Origin of the sequence: Geodermatophilus ruber, assembly GCF_900114385.1 — a bacterium.
GTDB lineage: Bacteria > Actinomycetota > Actinomycetes > Mycobacteriales > Geodermatophilaceae > Geodermatophilus > Geodermatophilus ruber.
The window spans coordinates 44,383-60,519 of the sequence record NZ_FOSW01000014.1; the positions used below are offsets into that span (position 1 = coordinate 44,383).

At 72.1% G+C, this 16,137-nt stretch carries 14 protein-coding genes; 4 read left to right on the top strand and 10 right to left on the bottom strand.

Translation table 11 applies throughout. The features are described from left to right. The first annotated feature begins 46 nt into the window (after positions 1 to 46). Positions 47 to 1,147, top strand: a complete 1,101-nt coding sequence (locus BMZ50_RS19105) for a ferredoxin reductase (protein ID WP_091328212.1) — start codon at positions 47 to 49, stop codon at positions 1,145 to 1,147. Between the two features lie 27 nt (positions 1,148 to 1,174). Continuing rightward, positions 1,175 to 2,371, top strand: a complete 1,197-nt coding sequence (locus BMZ50_RS19110; protein ID WP_091328216.1) for a fatty acid desaturase family protein — start codon at positions 1,175 to 1,177, stop codon at positions 2,369 to 2,371. 142 nt (positions 2,372 to 2,513) lie between these two features. Here the strand turns inward: BMZ50_RS19110 and BMZ50_RS19115 are convergent, their stop codons facing one another. Both BMZ50_RS19115 and BMZ50_RS19120 read right to left on the bottom strand, forming a co-directional pair. After that, positions 2,514 to 3,467: a hypothetical protein gene (locus tag BMZ50_RS19115; RefSeq protein WP_091328220.1), complete on the bottom strand. Its 954-nt coding sequence runs from the start codon at positions 3,465 to 3,467 to the stop codon at positions 2,514 to 2,516. 72 nt (positions 3,468 to 3,539) lie between these two features. Continuing rightward, positions 3,540 to 5,108, bottom strand: coding sequence for a bifunctional 3-(3-hydroxy-phenyl)propionate/3-hydroxycinnamic acid hydroxylase (locus tag BMZ50_RS19120; protein WP_091328223.1), 1,569 nt, complete (start codon positions 5,106 to 5,108; stop codon positions 3,540 to 3,542). Positions 5,109 to 5,445: 337 nt separating this feature from the next. On the opposite strand from BMZ50_RS19120, the gene BMZ50_RS19125 reads away from it, so the two are divergent. Then, positions 5,446 to 6,246: a GNAT family N-acetyltransferase gene (locus BMZ50_RS19125; protein ID WP_091328227.1), complete on the top strand. Its 801-nt coding sequence runs from the start codon at positions 5,446 to 5,448 to the stop codon at positions 6,244 to 6,246. Positions 6,247 to 6,309: 63 nt separating this feature from the next. On the opposite strand, the gene dnaB is transcribed toward BMZ50_RS19125, so the two are convergent. The 6 genes from dnaB to BMZ50_RS19155 form a co-directional block, all read right to left on the bottom strand. After that, positions 6,310 to 7,680 carry a replicative DNA helicase gene (gene dnaB / locus BMZ50_RS19130; protein WP_218146347.1) on the bottom strand — a complete coding sequence of 457 codons (1,371 nt, stop codon included), beginning with the start codon at positions 7,678 to 7,680 and terminating at the stop codon, positions 6,310 to 6,312. A 710-nt stretch (positions 7,681 to 8,390) separates the two neighbouring features. Further along, positions 8,391 to 8,846 carry a 50S ribosomal protein L9 gene (gene rplI, locus BMZ50_RS19135; protein ID WP_091328234.1) on the bottom strand — a complete coding sequence of 152 codons (456 nt, stop codon included), beginning with the start codon at positions 8,844 to 8,846 and terminating at the stop codon, positions 8,391 to 8,393. 2 nt (positions 8,847 to 8,848) lie between these two features. Continuing rightward, positions 8,849 to 9,085 carry a 30S ribosomal protein S18 gene (gene rpsR, locus BMZ50_RS19140; RefSeq protein ID WP_091328237.1) on the bottom strand — a complete coding sequence of 79 codons (237 nt, stop codon included), beginning with the start codon at positions 9,083 to 9,085 and terminating at the stop codon, positions 8,849 to 8,851. Between the two features lie 92 nt (positions 9,086 to 9,177). Further along, entirely contained in the window at positions 9,178 to 9,657 is a 480-nt protein-coding gene (locus tag BMZ50_RS19145) for a single-stranded DNA-binding protein (protein ID WP_091328242.1), read from the bottom strand. A gap of 2 nt (positions 9,658 to 9,659) precedes the next feature. Next, positions 9,660 to 9,947, bottom strand: coding sequence for a 30S ribosomal protein S6 (gene rpsF / locus BMZ50_RS19150; protein WP_091328246.1), 288 nt, complete (start codon positions 9,945 to 9,947; stop codon positions 9,660 to 9,662). 162 nt (positions 9,948 to 10,109) lie between these two features. Further along, positions 10,110 to 11,117 carry a hypothetical protein gene (locus BMZ50_RS19155; RefSeq protein ID WP_143087225.1) on the bottom strand — a complete coding sequence of 336 codons (1,008 nt, stop codon included), beginning with the start codon at positions 11,115 to 11,117 and terminating at the stop codon, positions 10,110 to 10,112. A gap of 125 nt (positions 11,118 to 11,242) precedes the next feature. Between BMZ50_RS19155 and BMZ50_RS19160 the strand changes: the two genes are divergently transcribed. Continuing rightward, positions 11,243 to 12,055: a deoxyribonuclease IV gene (locus tag BMZ50_RS19160; RefSeq protein ID WP_091328253.1), complete on the top strand. Its 813-nt coding sequence runs from the start codon at positions 11,243 to 11,245 to the stop codon at positions 12,053 to 12,055. A gap of 12 nt (positions 12,056 to 12,067) precedes the next feature. On the opposite strand, the gene BMZ50_RS19165 is transcribed toward BMZ50_RS19160, so the two are convergent. Then, a complete protein-coding gene (locus tag BMZ50_RS19165) occupies positions 12,068 to 13,645 on the bottom strand; it encodes a glycosyltransferase family 87 protein (protein WP_091328256.1) in 1,578 nt (525 codons plus the stop codon). Positions 13,646 to 13,668: 23 nt separating this feature from the next. Then, complete coding sequence (locus tag BMZ50_RS19170) at positions 13,669 to 16,035, bottom strand: transglycosylase domain-containing protein (protein WP_177212890.1); 2,367 nt, start codon at positions 16,033 to 16,035, stop codon at positions 13,669 to 13,671. Positions 16,036 to 16,137: the final 102 nt, after the last annotated feature.

Here is a 16,137-nt window from a genome sequence, read left to right on the forward strand (position 1 = left end):
TCGGGTGCACAGGTAATTGCGCTCCAGGCTGGGAACGATCGGAGACGTGACCTCGACCGTCCCGCGCCCTTCCCCGGCCCGGCCGGCGCTGACCGCCCTGCGCGACCGGGCGCTGCGGCTCGCCGAGCTGGTGACGACGCCGCTGCTGCCCGCCGACTACCTCGACCTGATCCACCCCCTGCGCGCCGGGGCCGACCTCCGCGGCCGGATCGAGGCGGTGCACCGCGAGACCCGCGACGCCGCCACCCTGGTCATCCGGCCCGGGGCCGACTGGCGCCCCCACCTGCCCGGCCAGTGGGTGCGGATCGGCGTCGAGGTGGACGGTGTCCGCCAGTGGCGGGCCTACTCGCTGACCTCGGACCTGCCCCGCACCGACAGCTGCATCAGCATCACCGTCAAGGCGATCCCGGGTGGCCGGGTCAGCAACCACCTGGTGCACCGCACGCAGCCGGGCACCCTCGTACACCTTGACCAGGCCACCGGCGAGTTCGTGCTGCCGACCCCGGCCCCGGCCAAGGTGCTGTTCGTGACCGCCGGCTCCGGCATCACCCCGGTGATGGGCATCCTGCGCAACCGCACCGACCTCTCCGACGTCGTCCTCGTGCACTCGGCGCCCGCCGCCGATGACGTGGTCTTCGGCGCCGAGCTGCGCGCCCTGGCCGCCGCCGGCCGCCTCCGGCTGGTCGAGCAGCACACCGACACCGCCGGCCTCCTCGACGCCGCGGCGATCGCCGACCTCGTCCCCGACCTGGCCGAGCGGGCCACCTGGGCGTGCGGCCCGGTCGGGCTGCTCGAGGCGCTGGAGGAGCACTGGGCGGCGGCCGGCCTGGCCGACCGGCTGCACACCGAGCGGTTCCGCCCGACGGTGCTGGTGCCCGGCGAGGGCGGCACCGTCACCTTCGCGAGGTCCGGCACCACGCTGGAGGCCGACGGCTCGACGCCGATCCTCGACGCCGCCGAGGAGGCCGGCGTCCTCATGCCGAGCGGCTGCCGGATGGGGATCTGCTTCGGCTGCGTGCTGCCGCTGCGGGAGGGCGCCGTCCGCGACCTGCGCAACGGCGAGCTCACCACCGCCGCCCCGGGGGACGGCGTCCTCGTCCAGACCTGCATCAGCGCCGCTGCCGGCGCCTGCGACATCGACTACTGAACCACCGAGCACCAAAGAGGAGCCCGCATGACCGCGCTGCAGAAGAAGCCCGTCAACCCCATCGCCCACCTGAGCGCCGACGACATCGAGCTCATCGGCAAGGAGCTCGACGAGATCCGCCAGGGGGTCATCGACGGCCGCGGCGAGGCCGACGCGCGCTACATCCGCAAGGTCATCGACGTCCACCGGAAGCTGGAGCTGGGCAGCCGGGCCGTCCTGCTGGCCTCGGGTTTCCCGCCGGCCTGGATCGTCGGCACGATCGGCCTCTCGGTCGCCAAGATCCTCGAGAACATGGAGATCGGGCACAACATCCTGCACGGCCAGTGGGACTGGATGCGGGACCCGAAGATCCACTCCACGACGTGGGAGTGGGACATGGCCAGCCCGGCCGCGCAGTGGAAGCACTCGCACAACGAGCTGCACCACACCTACACGAACGTGATCGGCAAGGACAACGACCTCGGCTACGGCATCATGCGCGTCGACGAGGACCAGCCGTGGCACCCGTTCCACCTGGGTCAGCCGGTGTGGAGCTTCATCAACGCCTGCTTCTTCGAATACGGCATCGCCGCCTACGACCTGGAGCTGGGCGCGGTGATCGCCAAGAAGCAGACCAAGGACCCGGAGTTCCGGGCACGCGCCAAGGCGGTGCTGCGCAAGATCGGCAAGCAGGTGGCCAAGGACTACGTCGCGCACCCGCTGCTGTCGGGGCCGAACTTCGTCTCCACCCTGGCGGCGAACTTCACCGCCAACATCGTGCGCAACCTGTGGTCGAACTCGGTGATCCTGTGCGGCCACTTCCCGGAGGGCGTGGAGACCTTCGAGAAGAAGTCGATCGACGGCGAGACCCGCGGCGAGTGGTACCTGCGGCAGATGCTCGGCTCGGCCAACATCTCCGGCTCGAAGGCGATGCACATCCTGACCGGCAACCTGTCGCACCAGATCGAGCACCACCTGTTCCCCGACCTGCCGAGCAACCGGTACGCCGAGATCGCACCCAGGATCCGCGATCTGTTCGACCGGTACGGGCTCAACTACCACTCGGCACCGTTGCCGAAGCAGGTCGCGTCCGCCTGGCACAAGATCATCCGACTGTCGCTGCCCAACGGCTGGCTGGAGCGGACGACACCGAGGAACCTGCCGTCCCAGCTGGTCACGCTCTACAAGATGACGACCGGCGGCCCGAAGGTGCGCCGCCGCCTGCAGCGGCTGCTCGCCGCGTGAGCATGCCGGGTCGGGGTGGGGTCAGCACTCACCCACCCCGACCCGGCCGTCCTCACCCGAGGGGGTCGGCGACCTCACCAGGGTGTGCTGGGAGTGGACGGCACCGCGGGTTCCCGGCGGTCGGCTGTCCCCTCCCGATCGCTCAACGAGCGTGGGCAGAACGGGTCACGTCCGGTGCAACGTTCTGCTGTCCCCGTCGCAGCCGGCCGTTGTCGCGCAGGACGGTGAGGGCCTCGACGGTGCGGTGGCCACGCCACTCCAGGGCCGCGGCGGGGGAGTAGCTGGCGAAGTCCACCGGCCAGCCACCGTCGGCCTGCTGCTGGCTCGCGAGCCGCTGCAGCTCCTGCTGCATCACCTCGGGCCGGAAGAGATCGCGCGCGGGGCGGTCCGGGGAGGGCGCGAAGTCCAGCGGGCGCATGAACTCCTCGTCCGCGCCTCCGGCGACGTGCACCAGGCCGTCGGCCGGGATGTGCACCCGGAGCCGGGCGAGGAGCTCCCGCGCCTCGGGGTGGGTCGCGTGCGCGGTGTCGAGGAACCGCACCGCGAAGGCGAGCTCCAGCGCGTGCGGCTGCGGGCCGAGGTCGCGCACGGCGGTCAGGCAGAAGCCGGTGGCCCGGGCCAGCCACGGGTGGCCGGCGACGGCAGGATCGTGTGCGGCCACGCGGTGCGCGACGGCGACGACGACCGCGGTGATCTGCAGCGAGGACGTGGTGGGGTCGGCCGTGGCCCAGAACGGCGCGCAGCCGGCGGGGTCGGGCACCGGGAGCGCGAACGGCAGGCCGCCGTCGGGCAGCGTGACGGAATCCAGCCAGTCGCAGAGCTCCCGGGCGCGCTCGGTCGTCACCGGCGCGACGTCGGCGAAGACCTCGAAGGCGTGCAGCGCTCCGCCGGGCTGGCTGGTGCGCGAGCGCAGGTCGGGCTCCAGGCCCCAGCCGTAGCCGCCGTCGGGGTTGCGGTAACCCTCGACGGCGGACAGGGCGGCGGCCGCGGCCTCGCCCCGGTCGCCGTCCCCGAACAGCAGGTCGAAGCGGCGGCGGTCGAACAACCGGGCGTGGGTGGTCATGAAGGCGGCAGCGGCGGAGAGGTCGGCGCTCATGCCCCCACCCTGGCGCAGTTCCCCTACCCGGTCAGCAGGTTCCCGGGCATCGCACGAGCGTCCCGACCCGCGTCATCGCCCGCTGCTGCCGTGGTCCATGGTCGGCACCGCGAGCCCGGACACGTCGGCGGCCGCCACGAACCGGTCCGGCCGCAGCGCCACGACGCGGGCCCCGTGCGCCCGCAGCCATCCGCCGACGACCCCGTCGATGTCCACGATCTCCTCGGGCCCCGTCGTCCCCTTGGTCGGCGGCCGGACGATCAGGTAGCGCGTTCCCAGGGCATCCCACTCCGCCTTCTCGACCGGACTGAGGAGGGAGGCCGGATCGACGTCATCGCCCAGGAGAGCGAAGCAGTCGCCGATCACGTCGTCGAGCAGGCCGATCCGACCCCGGGGAGTGGCGACCAGCGGCTGCGGGACCATCTTGCCCACGGCGCTGGCTTCGTCGAGCGGACCCCGGAACCAGCCCGCCACCAGGAACGGCGGCAGCACGAGCGGCGGGGGCGGCGGTTCCTCGCCCTCGGGCGGCGGCGCCATGACCGCCGCCATCTCCTCCTCGGAGAGCTCCTGCTTGATGATCTTGCCCAGCCCGACGGACATCTCGGTGAACATGGCGACGTTCGGCCCGCGCTCCATCTGGTAGCTGTCCAGGAACGAGTCGGGGGCCCTTCCCGCCAGCACGGCGGCCAGCTTCCAGGAGATGTCGTAGGCATCCCTGATCCCTGACTGCATCCCGTTCCCGGCCCAGGGCGGCATGAGGTGCGCGGCGTCCCCCACGAGGAACACCCGTCCCACGCGCCAGCGGTCCGCCATGCGGACGTGGTGCTTGTAGAAGGCGTGCTGGTGGATCTGCACGTCGTCCTGCGTGATGCCCATCGCCTCCAGCAGGGGCCAGATCTGCTCGGCGGTCGCGAAGTTCTCCACCGATTCGTCCCGGCCGAGCGGGATCTCCCAGCGGTGGTTGCCCTGGGCCAGCGGGATGTCGACGACGGGCCGCACCTTGTCCGACCAGAACGTCAGCTTGTTGCGGTCGGGCCACCACCGCTTGACCCGCGCGTCGATCACCACCCAGGTCACGTCTTCCGTGTCGCCCTGCAGCGTGGCGCCGATCGCCTTGCGCGTGGCGCTGCCACCCCCGTCGCAGCCCAGCGCGTAGCGCGCCCGCGTCGTGGTCGTCTCCCCGGTCGAGCGATCCCGCGCGGTGATCGTCACGCCCTCCGTGTCCTGAGCCACCCCCACTACCTCGCAGCCGAACCGGACGGAGACGACGTCGGGGAACCGCTCGGCCCCCCGACGCAGCGTCTCCTCCATCACGGGCTGGTACAGCATGTACGAGCTCGCGCCGTCCCCCAGCGTCGAGGGCGGGAAGTTGATCGAGTAGATCTCCTGCCCGGCGTAGTTCACCCACCGCAGCGAGTTGTACGGGGTCATGTCCTTGCGCAGGGCCTCGTGAAGACCCACGGCCTGGAAGACCCGCATCGTCCACTCGTTGACGGTGACGGCTCGGGCACGCGGATAGATGTCCTTCTCCGCCTCGAAGACGATCGTCGGGACACCCCTCGCCCCCAGAGCGTTGGCCGCGGTGACTCCGCTGGGGCCGTAGCCGATGATCGCGACGTCAGCGTCGAACGGAAGGGTCACGGGGGGCTCCGGTCGTGGTCGTGGACGGCGGCAGTCGCCAACGGGCTGCCTCGACGACAGCCGCGTGCCGCGTCCGCGCGGTGTCCGGCGGCGTGGTCGCAGCAGTCATGGCGGGTTCCTCGGGTTGGCTGGCCTCGACCCTGCCGCCCGGCCGTCCCACGCACACGTAGCTGTTCCGCTCGCTGGAACCGCACCGGTCGGGGTGGTAGGACCAGGCGATGGCGCCGACCGAGGCAGGATGCTCCCGCCACGATCCGTCACGTGATCCACGTGGAACACCCGCTCCTGGGCTCGCCACGCGCCCCTTCCACCAGCTCGACCTGCGCGGCTGAGCCGGATGGACGTCGTCGCCGTCCTGGCCGCCTACGACGTCCAGTTGCGCCGGGACGTGTCACCAGGGCCGACGTCGGTGGTGGAGCGGCAGGACGGCATCACTCGCGAGGTGGGGAGTGACGGCACCTGGGGTGCGGTGCTGTGGAGCGACCTCGACGAGGACACCGCCGACGCCGTGATCGCCGGCCAGGCCGCCCGCTTCGCCGGCATCGAGTGGGAGTGGAAGCTCCACGGCCACGACCGCCCGGCCGACCTGCCGCAGCGGCTGCGTCGCGCGGGACTGCTCCCGGAGCCGGCCGAGACGCTGCTGGTCGCCGATCTGCGCGAGGTCGACCTGGAGCCCGTCACGCCCGACGGCGTCCGGGTGGTGCCGGTGGACGACGAGGCCGGGGTCGCCACCGTGCTGGAGGTCCACCGGGCGGTGTTCGGCTCGGTGCACCCGGACACCCGGGCAACGCTCCTGCGGGCGCTGGAGCTCACACCGCGGCCGGTCGAGGCCGTGGTGGCCTGGGCCGGCTCCGAGCCCGTCTGCGCCGGCCGGGTGGAGTTCCGCCCCGGCACCGACTTCGCGAGCCTGTGGGGCGGCGGGACGCTGCCGGGGTGGCGTGGCCGAGGTGTGTTCCGCACCGTCGTGGCCCACCGCCTGGCGCTGGCCCGGGCCCGGGGCGTCCGCTACGTGCACGTCGATGCCACGGACGCGAGCCGGCCGGTCCTGGAACGGCTGGGATTCGTCCGGCTCACCACGACGACACCGTGGATCGGCCGGCCCCGCGCGACCATCTCCGATCGGGCGGCGGAGCGGTGAATCAGAGGGGCCCGGGACGATCGTCCCGGGCCCCTCGGATCCGGTGGTGCAGGGGGTCGTGCGTCAGTTCGCCATGTCCACGAAGCGGCTGTAGTGGCCCTGGAAGGCGACGGTGACGTTCGCGGTGGGACCGTTACGGTGCTTCACCAGCATGATGTCTGCCTCACCGGCCCGCGGCGATTCCTTTTCGTACATGTCTTCTCGATGAATCATCATGACCATATCCGCATCCTGTTCGATCGAACCCGATTCGCGGAGGTCGGAAAGCATGGGCTTCTTGTCCTGGCGCTGTTCTGAGCCGCGATTCAGCTGGCTCATCGCGATGACAGGAACTTCCAGTTCCTTGGCCAGGAGCTTGAGCGCACGCGAGAACTCGGAGACCTCCTGCTGGCGGCTCTCCACGCGCTTGCCCGACGTCATCAGCTGCAGGTAGTCGATGACCACGAGCTTGAGGTCGTTGCGCTGCTTGAGCCGCCGAGCCTTGGCCCGGATCTCCATCATCGTCATGTTCGGCGAGTCGTCGATGTAGAGCGGTGCATCGGCGATCTCACCCATCCGGCGGGCGAGTTTCGACCAGTCCTCGTCCGAGAGCGTGCCCGCGCGCATGTGGTGCAGCGGCACCTTCGCCTCGGCCGACAGCAGACGCATGGTGATCTCATGCTTGCTCATCTCGAGCGAGAAGATCGCCGCCGGCAGGTGGTGCTTGACCGACGCCGACCGCGCGATGTCCAGTCCCAGCGTCGATTTCCCCACACCGGGACGCGCCGCGATGACCACCATCTGGCCGGCCTGCAGGCCGTTGGTGAGCTCGTCGAGGTCACGGATGCCGGTGGGCACACCGCGAGCGGTGCCACCCCGGGAGGCGATGGCGTCCAACTCGTCCATCGTCGGCTGCAGGATGTCCTCGAGGCGCGAGTAGTCCTCGCTCATCCGCTTCTCGGTGACGTCGTAGATCTCCTGCTGGGCGCGGTCGACGATGTCGTCGACGTCGCCCTTGCCGCCGGCCGCGCCGTAGCCGAGCTGGACCACCCGGGTGCCGGCCTCGACCAGCCGCCGCAGCACGGCCTGCTCGGCCACGATCGCGGCGTAGTAGCCCGCGTTGGCCGCGGTGGGCGTCGACTGGATGAGCGTGTGCAGGTAGACCGCGCCGCCCATCCTCGACAGCTGATCGGTGCGATTGAGCTCCGCGGCGACGGTGATCGCGTCGGCCGGCTCGCCCCGCCCGTACAGGTCGAGGATGCAGTCGAAGATCACCTGGTGCGCCGGCCGGTAGAAGTCCGGGCCCTGGAGCACCTCGACGACGTCGGCGATCGCGTCCTTGCTCAGCAGCATGCCGCCGAGCACCGACTGCTCCGCAGCGACGTCCTGCGGCGGCTGCCGGTCGTACTCCGGCGCCGTCGGGACCGGCCGGCTGAACTCGTCGGCCACCGCCACGTTGGTCCTCCATCCACTCACCGGCGCACCCGCGAACAGACCCCGGCCGGAGCGACCGGGGTCTGGTGGGGGAAGCACCAGAAACGCTGCACCTGACTCGAACATCTGTTCGGGTCGTTGCTACCGCGGGACGCCGACAGTTCCGGCGCAGCGGTCAGCCGAGGAGGACGTTAGGAAGACCGGACGGACCAGTCCAACACCGATGTGCACCCGGTTCTGCACAACTTGTGGACAAGTCGGTGGACACAGGCATGTCGACATGTGGAGACAGCGGGGGAAGCCGTCCGCCCTGCCAGCCGATCGGCGTGCTGACCTGCACAGACTCAACGCACCGGGTGTGGACAGGAGAAAGTTCGGAGAAATCCCGGTGTGCCGTCACCGGCGTGTCGCCCAAGGTGACCACCAGCCCCAGCGGTCACACCCGGCGGCCGTCGTCCACAGCCACCCGCAGGGTGCCGCAGCCCGGTCGGCCCTCGTCGGGGTCGCTCGCGGGTCACGCCGGGGGACCGAAGACAGCCATGCTGGCAGGCGGCCCCGTCACCACCGGCCCCGGAACGCCGCGAGGGGCGCCGGACCGGAGTCCGACGCCCCTCGGGCGGTGCTGTGGCCCCCTCCTGGCGTACCCCGAACGTGCGAAGGGCTCGAGGAGGGTGGCCCCCTCCAGGGCACCGCCCCGAGCGTGCGAGGGGTGGGGAGGAGGGGGTCCTTTCTCAGCCGGGGACGACCTCGATGGCCAGCTGGGTGACCACCTCGGGGTGCACCCGCACGGTGACGGTGTGCTGCCCCGTGGTCTTGATGCTGCTGGGCAGCTCGACGCGGCGACGGTCCAGCTCCGGCCCGCCGGCGGCGGCCACGGCCGAGGTGACGTCGGCGGTGGTGACGCGGCCGAACAGGCGACCGCCCTCACCGGAACGGGCCGGCACCCGGACGGTCAGGCCCGCCAGACGCCCGGCCACGGCCTGGGCCTCCTCGAGCGAGCGCACCTCGCGGGCGGAACGCGCCCGGCGCAGGGACTCGATCTGCTTCTCGGCCCCGCGGGTGGCGGCGATCGCCAGGCCACGCGGCAGGAGGTAGTTGCGGGCGTAGCCGCCCTTGACCTCCACCGTGTCGCCGGCAGAGCCGAGACCGGAGACCTCCTGGGTCAGGATCAGCTTCTGAGTGCTCATGATCAGCGCGCCGTCGAGGTGTAGGGGAGCAGGGCCATCTCGCGAGCGTTCTTGATCGCGGTGGCGACGTCCCGCTGGTGCTGGCTGCAGTTACCGGTCACCCGGCGAGCGCGGATCTTGCCGCGGTCGGAGATGAACTTGCGCAGCAGGGTGACGTCCTTGTAGTCGATGTAGGTCACCTTGTCCTTGTGGAACTGGCAGACCTTCTTCTTGGGCTTCCGAACAGGGGGCTTGGCCACTGGGTTCTCCAGAGTTCAGTAAGAGGGGCCGGCCCCGTCCAAGGGCCCGCCCTGAGCTTGCGAAGGGTGGGGAGGACGGGGTCCTTCGACTTTCAGAAGGGCGGCTCGTCCGACGGCGGTGCCGGGGTCGACCACGGGTCGCTCGCCCCACCACCGCCACCGAAGCCGCCACCGCCACCGCCGCCGAAGCCGCCGCCACCCTCACCGCGGGAGGCCTTGGTGACCTTCGCGGTGGCGTAGCGCAGCGAGGGGCCGATCTCGTCGACCTCGAGCTCGACGACGGTGCGCTTCTCGCCTTCCTTGGTCTCGAACGACCGCTGCTTGAGCCGGCCCGAGACGATCACCCGCGATCCGCGGGTCAGCGACTCGGCGACGTTCTCGGCCGCCTGCCGCCACACGTTGCAGCGCAGGAAGAGCGCCTCGCCGTCCTTCCACTCCTGCGACTGGCGGTCGAAGGTCCGCGGCGTCGAGGCGACCGTGAAGTTGGCGACCGCGGCACCGGACGGCGTGAAGCGCAGCTCCGGGTCCGACGTCAGGTTGCCGATGACGGTGATGACGGTCTCGCCAGCCATGGTCAGTGGACCTCGGGCCGCATCAGCTTCGTGCGCAGGACCGACTCGTTGAGGTTCAGCTGCCGGTCGAGCTCGGCGACCGCCGCCGGCTCGGCCTGGATGTCGATGACGGCGTAGATGCCCTCGACCTGCTTGTTGATCTCGTAGGCCATCCGACGCCGGCCCCAGATGTCGGTCTTGACGGTGCCACCCGAGTTGGTGACGACGGTCAGGAACCGCTCGAGCGAGGGAGCGATGGTCCGCTCCTCCAGGTCGGGGTCGAGAATGACCATCAGTTCGTAGTGACGCACGGAGAACCCCACCTCCTCTGGTCTTCACGGCTGCAGGGCATCTGCAGCAGGAGGGTCGTACACGCGTCGCGCGCCCGGCCCGCCGGGAGCCGACGGTGGACGCGCACCCGACAGGCTACCAGCGGGAGCGTCGCCCGAGGACGGCGCCGCCCACGGGGAGGGTCAGCGGCGGGCCAGGTGGGTGCGCACCAGCGCCGCGGTCGTGCCCGCCAGCGCCACCACGGCGACCAGGGCCGGCAGCGGCAGGGCCTGGCCGGCACCACCCGGGGCGGCAGCCACGTCCGTGTCGCTGCTCTCCTCCTCGATCATGGTGCCGTTCAGCCCCGCGAGCTGGCCGAAAACCGGCACCGACGCACCGTCGTAGGTGCCGGGGACCCCGCCGGACCCGCCCGCCGCGCCGCCCGCGGTGAGTCCCGGGCGGTTCGCGACGCCGGCCCGGGCCGGGTCGAAGGCAGCCGCGACCGCCTCATCCACCGGCGACATCGCCACCGCGGTCCCGCCGGTGTCGTAGCTGTAGGGCGTCCCCCCGACGGTGGGTGCCGGGGCCTGCGGTGCCGGTGCGGGCGCCCCGGGGGCGGGCGCCTCCGGCCCGGGTGTGGGCGACGCGACCGGGGGGGCGACCGACGGAACCGGCAGCGGGACGGTGATCGGCGGGGGCGAGGGCAGGTTGACGCTCGGCAGGTTCGGGAGCGGGAGGACCGTGTTGACGACGAAGGGCACGCCCACCGGCAGCCCGGGCAGCGTGGCGATCGCCTGGCCGAGCAGTGCATCGGTCAGCCCCGGCCCGCTCAGCGCCCGGTAGGTGTAGGTGATCGCGCAGGTGACGCAGCTCGAGTCGAACCGCTCGGTGACACGCTGACCGGGCTGCAGCGCCCGGGCGCCCGACGGCAGCCGCAGCGAGACGTCGGTCTGCACCGTCACGTTCACCAGGCCCAGGGGGCCGACGCCCACCTGCACGGTCTTGTCCTGGATCTGGTTGACGAAGGTGACCGAGCCACCCGCGTCGACCGAGACGACCGGCGGGGTGAGGTCACGGATGGCCACGGTCTCGCTCGGCGCGGCGCTGGCGCCGGGCGCCAGGAGCACCGACCCCCCGACGGCGGCCAGCCAGCCCAGGAGCAACCCGGCGAGCCCTCGGCGGGCGGTACGTCGGATCCGACCGGTTGCCATCAGCCTGTCTGCCTCCACATCGCCCGTTCCTACCGGGGAGTAACCCCCGTCACGCTGCAAGAACGAGAATGTGACCTGGGCGATACGGCTAAACCTCGGAAAACTCCCGAACTAGGGTCGGCGGGGTGGCAGCTCACCCGATCGGCGTACACGTCGGACCCGGCCTGACCGAGGACAACGAACTCGACGCCGGTGGGCCGCTGGCCCGCGCCGCCGAGATGGGCACCGACGGGGTGCAGGTGTTCCTCGCCGATCCCCAGGGTTGGACCGCCCCGAAGCCGCGGCCGGACGCCGAGGCGCTGCTCGCCTCCGACGTCATGGTCGTCGTCCACGCGCCCTACGTGCTCAACGTGGCCACCACCAACAACCGCATCCGCATCCCCAGCCGCAAGCTGCTGGACAGGCACGCCCGGGCCGCGGCCGCCGTCGGCGCGGTCGGCCTGGTGGTCCACGGCGGGCACGTCCTGGCCAAGGACGATCCGGCGACCGGCGTCGACAACTGGCGCAAGACCTTCGCCCGGCAGGCCGAGGACGGCGGCTTCGCCGTCCCCCTGCTCATCGAGAACACCGCCGGCGGGGGCAACGCCATGGCCCGCGACCTCGACGCCCTCGCCCGGCTGTGGGAGGCCGTCGGCGAGTTCGGGGCCGGCTTCGTGCTCGACACCTGCCACGCCTGGGCGGCCGGCTGGGACCTCGCGACCGTGGTGGACGACGTCCGGGCGATCACCGGCCGGATCGACCTGGTGCACCTGAACAACAGCCGCGATCCGTCCGGCTCCAGCCGGGACCGGCACGCACCGCTGGCCGGCGGGGAGATCCCGACCGAGCTGCTGGTCGAGGTCGCCCGGGCGGCCGACTGCCCGATCATCCTCGAGACGCCGGGCGACGCGGCCGGCCACGCCGAGGAGGTCGCGGGGCTGCGCGCCGCGCTGGGGTGACCTCGTCCCGGCTCACGGCATGGCGTCCCGGCTCGCCGGCGGCGGTGAGCCAGGACCCCGACGACCAGCTGACCCGATCAGCCTGCGGCGGCGCAGCACCACGCGATCCCGGGCGTGGTCGAGGACTCCTCCGGCGGGGTCGTCGACGCCGAGCCAGGTGGTGCGCACGACGTCGCGGTCGGGGTGCCAGATGTCGCGCACGACCAGCGCCATGAGGACGACGACGGCGATGTCGCGCACGATCACCGCGAGGAAGAACCACTCGACCTCGACCCCACGGTTGTCGGGGCCGAGGTAGTGCAGCATCGTCAGGACCCACACCAGCACCTCGGTGGCCTGCCAGAGCAGCAGCGAGCGCCAACGGGGCCGCGCGAGCACCAGCAGCGGCAGCAGCCACAGCGAGAACTGCGGGCTCCACACCTTGTTGAGCAGCAGGAACGCGGCCAGCAGCAGGAACGCGATCTGCGGCACCCGGGGCCGCACCGGTGCGGCCAGCACCAGCCAGCCCACCCCGCCGGCGAACAGCACCAGGAGCACCGCCACCACCGCGTTGAGCACCGCGGGCGCCTCGCCCCGGGCGAGCGGGCCGTCGAGGATCCCGAAGTCGGTCGCCGTGAGGAGCATGTTCCAGATCGACTCGGGGTTGGCCGCGCGCTCCCGGCTGAACGCGAAGAACCACGACCAGTTGTCCGGCGCGGCCAGCGCCACCGGCAGGTCGACCACCAGCCAGGCCGCCCCGGCGGCCAGGGCCGTCCGCAGCCAGGCACGCAGCCGCCCGGCCCGCAGGCAGAGCAGGAACAGCGCGCCGAGGACCAGCACCGGGTAGAGCTTCGCGGCGACGCCGAGGCCGAGCAGCACCCCGGCGAGCACCGGCCGCTGCCGGGCCCACGCCCACAGGCCCAGCGTGGTCAGCGCAACGGCGAACACGTCCCAGTTGGTGAAGGCGTGCACGAGCAGCAGCGGCGACAGCGCCACCATCGCGGCGTCCCACGGCCGGCGGCCGGCCAGGGCGAGCACCGCCCGGATCACGAGCAGCGCACACATCGACAGCAGCAGGCAGGTGACGACGTAGAAGCTCAGCACCGGCGGGACGGCGGGCAGCAGGCCCGTCGCGGCCGCGACGCCGTCGTACCCGCGGGCGATCGCGGCCGCCAACGCCATGAGGCCCCCGGTGAGCACCGGGTACTCCACCCGGGCGTCGAGGTAGGGCAGCGCCCCGGAGCCGAGGTCGTAGATGCCGAAGAGCGGCACCGCGTCGGAGTAGCAGAAGTGCGTGTACTGCACCGACCCCGCCCAGTTGCCGTCCGCGCAGGGCACCTGCTTGAACCAGGCGAGGGCGAGCACCGCCGTCGTGAACAGCAGGCAGACCCGCAGCGGCGTCCAGAACAGCGCCCGCCCGGTCACCGCGTGCCGGCCCCACGGGCCGCCGACGGCCTCGCTGGCCTGGGCCGCGACCGGGTCGACCCAGGTGGGGACGACGCGGTCGGGCCGGACCGGTGCGGTGCGGCCCGCCGGAGACGGCGCGGACCCCCCGGCCGGAGTGCTGGCCGGGGGGTCCGTGGGTGTGCCGGTCGAGCGGTCTGGGCGCACGGGCCCAGTGTGCCCGAGCGGGGTCAGCCGTCCTGCCCGTCGAACGGCGGGCCGCCGTTCCCGTTGCTCCCCTCACCGTTCTGCGGAGGTCCGGGAACGCCGGGGACCGTCGGCTGGGTCGGCGTCGGGGTGGCCGGCGGGGGCGGCGTCGGAGCCGGCGGGGTCGGCGTCGGCGTGGGCGCCGGCTCCTCGGTCACCGGTTCCGACGGCGGGGCCTGGCTCGACGGCGGGGCCTGCGTCTGCGACTGCGTGCGCTCCGGCTTCGGCGCCGGCGCGGGCACGCCCACCCCGGTGTCGCCGCGGATGGTGGGGCGGTCGGGCAGGTCCTCCTCCGGCGTGCCGGCCAGCACGGTGTTCATGAACTCCTGCCAGATCGCTCCCGGCAGGCCCGAGCCGTAGATGATCGACCCACCGGCGTTGACGATCGGGTCGCTGGGCGAGTCGTTGCCCATCCACACGGCCGTCGACAGCGACGGCGTGTAGCCGACCATCCAGGCGTCGGAGTTGTCCTCACCCTGGCCCTGCGTACCGGTCTTGCTGGCCACCTCCCGGCCGCCCTGCAGCGCCCGCTTGGAGTAGGACGCGACGTCCTTGAGCGCGTAGGTGACGTCGTTGGCGACGTTGGCCGGGATCGCCTGGTCGCCGGAGTCGCCGCCGTACTCGAGCAGCACCGCACCCTCGTTGTCGGTGACCCGGGAGACGAAGTAGGGCTCGTGCTCGACGCCGCCGTTGGCGAACGTGGCGAAGCCGTGCGCCTGGTCGATCGGGCGCATCTCGTACTCACCGATGCCGATGGCCGAGCCGGTGAACCCGTCGGTGTTGGCCAGGATGGTGTTGTTCCTGAGCGCGCCGCCCGTCCAGGTCTCCGGCAGCCCGGTCGCGGCGAGCGCGGTCTCCCGCACCTTCTCCGGCCCCACCTCGTGGGCCAGGCCGTAGAAGGTGGTGTTCAGCGAGCGGGTCATGGCCTCGACGAGGGTGCAGGAGCCGCACGAGGCCCCGCCGGAGTTGCGCACGGGGGCCTCGCGGTCGGGGAAGGTCTGCGGCGAGCTGCCGTCCCGCCGCGAGTTCACGCTGATGCCCTCCTGCAGTGCGGTGGCGAGCACGTAGGGCTTCATCGACGAGCCGGGCTGGCGCTGGGCCAGGGCGTAGTCGGTCCCCACCCCGCTGGGCCCGCCGTAGTAGGCCCGCACCGCGCCGGTGCGCGGATCGACGGCGACCAGCGCCTGTCGGAGATTCTCCGGCTCGCCCGCCATCACGTCGGTGACGGCGGCCACCGCGGCATCCTGCGCCGGCTTGTCCACGGTGGTGGTGATCCGCAGCCCACCGGCCCGGATCTGCTGCTCGGTGTAGCCCTTCGCCTCCAGCTCACCGATCGCCCGCTGGACGATCAGCCCCTCCGGCCCGGCCGGGATGTCGAACGAGGAGTCGGTCCTGGGCAGCACCGGGGGGTAGACCGACGCGTCCCGGTCGGCCTGGGCCAGCCAGCCCTCGTCGACCATCGCGTCGAGCACCAGCCCCCAGCGGTCCTGGGCCCCCTCCGAGTTGGCCTCCGGGTCGTAGTGCGAGGGGCTGCGGACGAGGACGGCGAGCACCGCGCCCTGCTGGGCGGTGAGCTCGGAGGCGTGCACACCGAAGAAGGTGTTGGCCGCCGACTCGATGCCGTAGGCGCCGCGGCCGAAGTAGATGGTGTTGAGGTAGTTCTCGAGGATCTCGTCCTTCGAGTAGTTGTTGTCCAGCTTGATCGCGAGGAAGAGCTCCTGGAACTTGCGACCGAACGTCTGCTCCGAGGAGAGGAACGCGTTCTTCACGTACTGCTGGGTGATCGTCGAGCCACCCTGCGTCGAGCCGCCGGTCAGGTTGTTCCACGCGGCCCGCACGATCCCGGTGAAGGAGATCCCGGGATCGGAGTAGAAGCTGCGGTTCTCCGCGGCGAGAATGGCCTGCTGGGCCGGCTCGGAGACCTCGTCGAGGCCGACGTTGGTGCGGTTGCCCCCGGCCACGGCCAGCCGCGCCATCTCGGTGCTGCCGTCGGCGTAGTACACGACCGTCGTCTGCTTGCTCTGCAGCGACTCGATGCTCGGCACCTCGGTGGCCGCGTAGACGACACCGACGAAGACGCCGAGCAGCACGAACAGGCCGGCGAGGGTCGCGACGGCGATCTTCAGCCGACGACGGCGGCGCTGCTTCTTGCTGCGGGCCGCCTTGCCCTTGCCCGGGCCCTTGCGGGGGGCGACCGCGGCGCCGGTCCGGGCCGCCGTCGTGCGCCCGCCCCGGCCGGCCGGGGGCCGCCGTCCCCCGCCGCCACCGCCGGCGGCGGTGCGGTTGGGCGGTGGCCGGCGGACCGAGCCGCCGCGCGGCCCGACCGGTGAGGTCTCGTCGTGGGGAGGCACGAAGGGGCCCCTCTCTGGCTCGGTCTCGGTGGGCTCGCAGACGTCTCGCAGACGTGAGGACGTCCGACGGCCCAGGGTGGCGTCTTCTGCTGCAGGAACGGG

Coding starts and splice junctions, on each gene's coding strand:
- BMZ50_RS19110 (WP_091328216.1), top strand. CDS start 1,175: ATGACCGCGCTGCAGAAGAAGCCCGTCAACCCCATCGCCCACCTGAGC.
- BMZ50_RS19115 (WP_091328220.1), bottom strand. CDS start 3,467: ATGAGCGCCGACCTCTCCGCCGCTGCCGCCTTCATGACCACCCACGCC.
- BMZ50_RS19125 (WP_091328227.1), top strand. CDS start 5,446: ATGGACGTCGTCGCCGTCCTGGCCGCCTACGACGTCCAGTTGCGCCGG.
- rplI (WP_091328234.1), bottom strand. CDS start 8,846: ATGAGCACTCAGAAGCTGATCCTGACCCAGGAGGTCTCCGGTCTCGGC.
- BMZ50_RS19145 (WP_091328242.1), bottom strand. CDS start 9,657: ATGGCTGGCGAGACCGTCATCACCGTCATCGGCAACCTGACGTCGGAC.
- BMZ50_RS19155 (WP_143087225.1), bottom strand. CDS start 11,117: ATGGCAACCGGTCGGATCCGACGTACCGCCCGCCGAGGGCTCGCCGGG.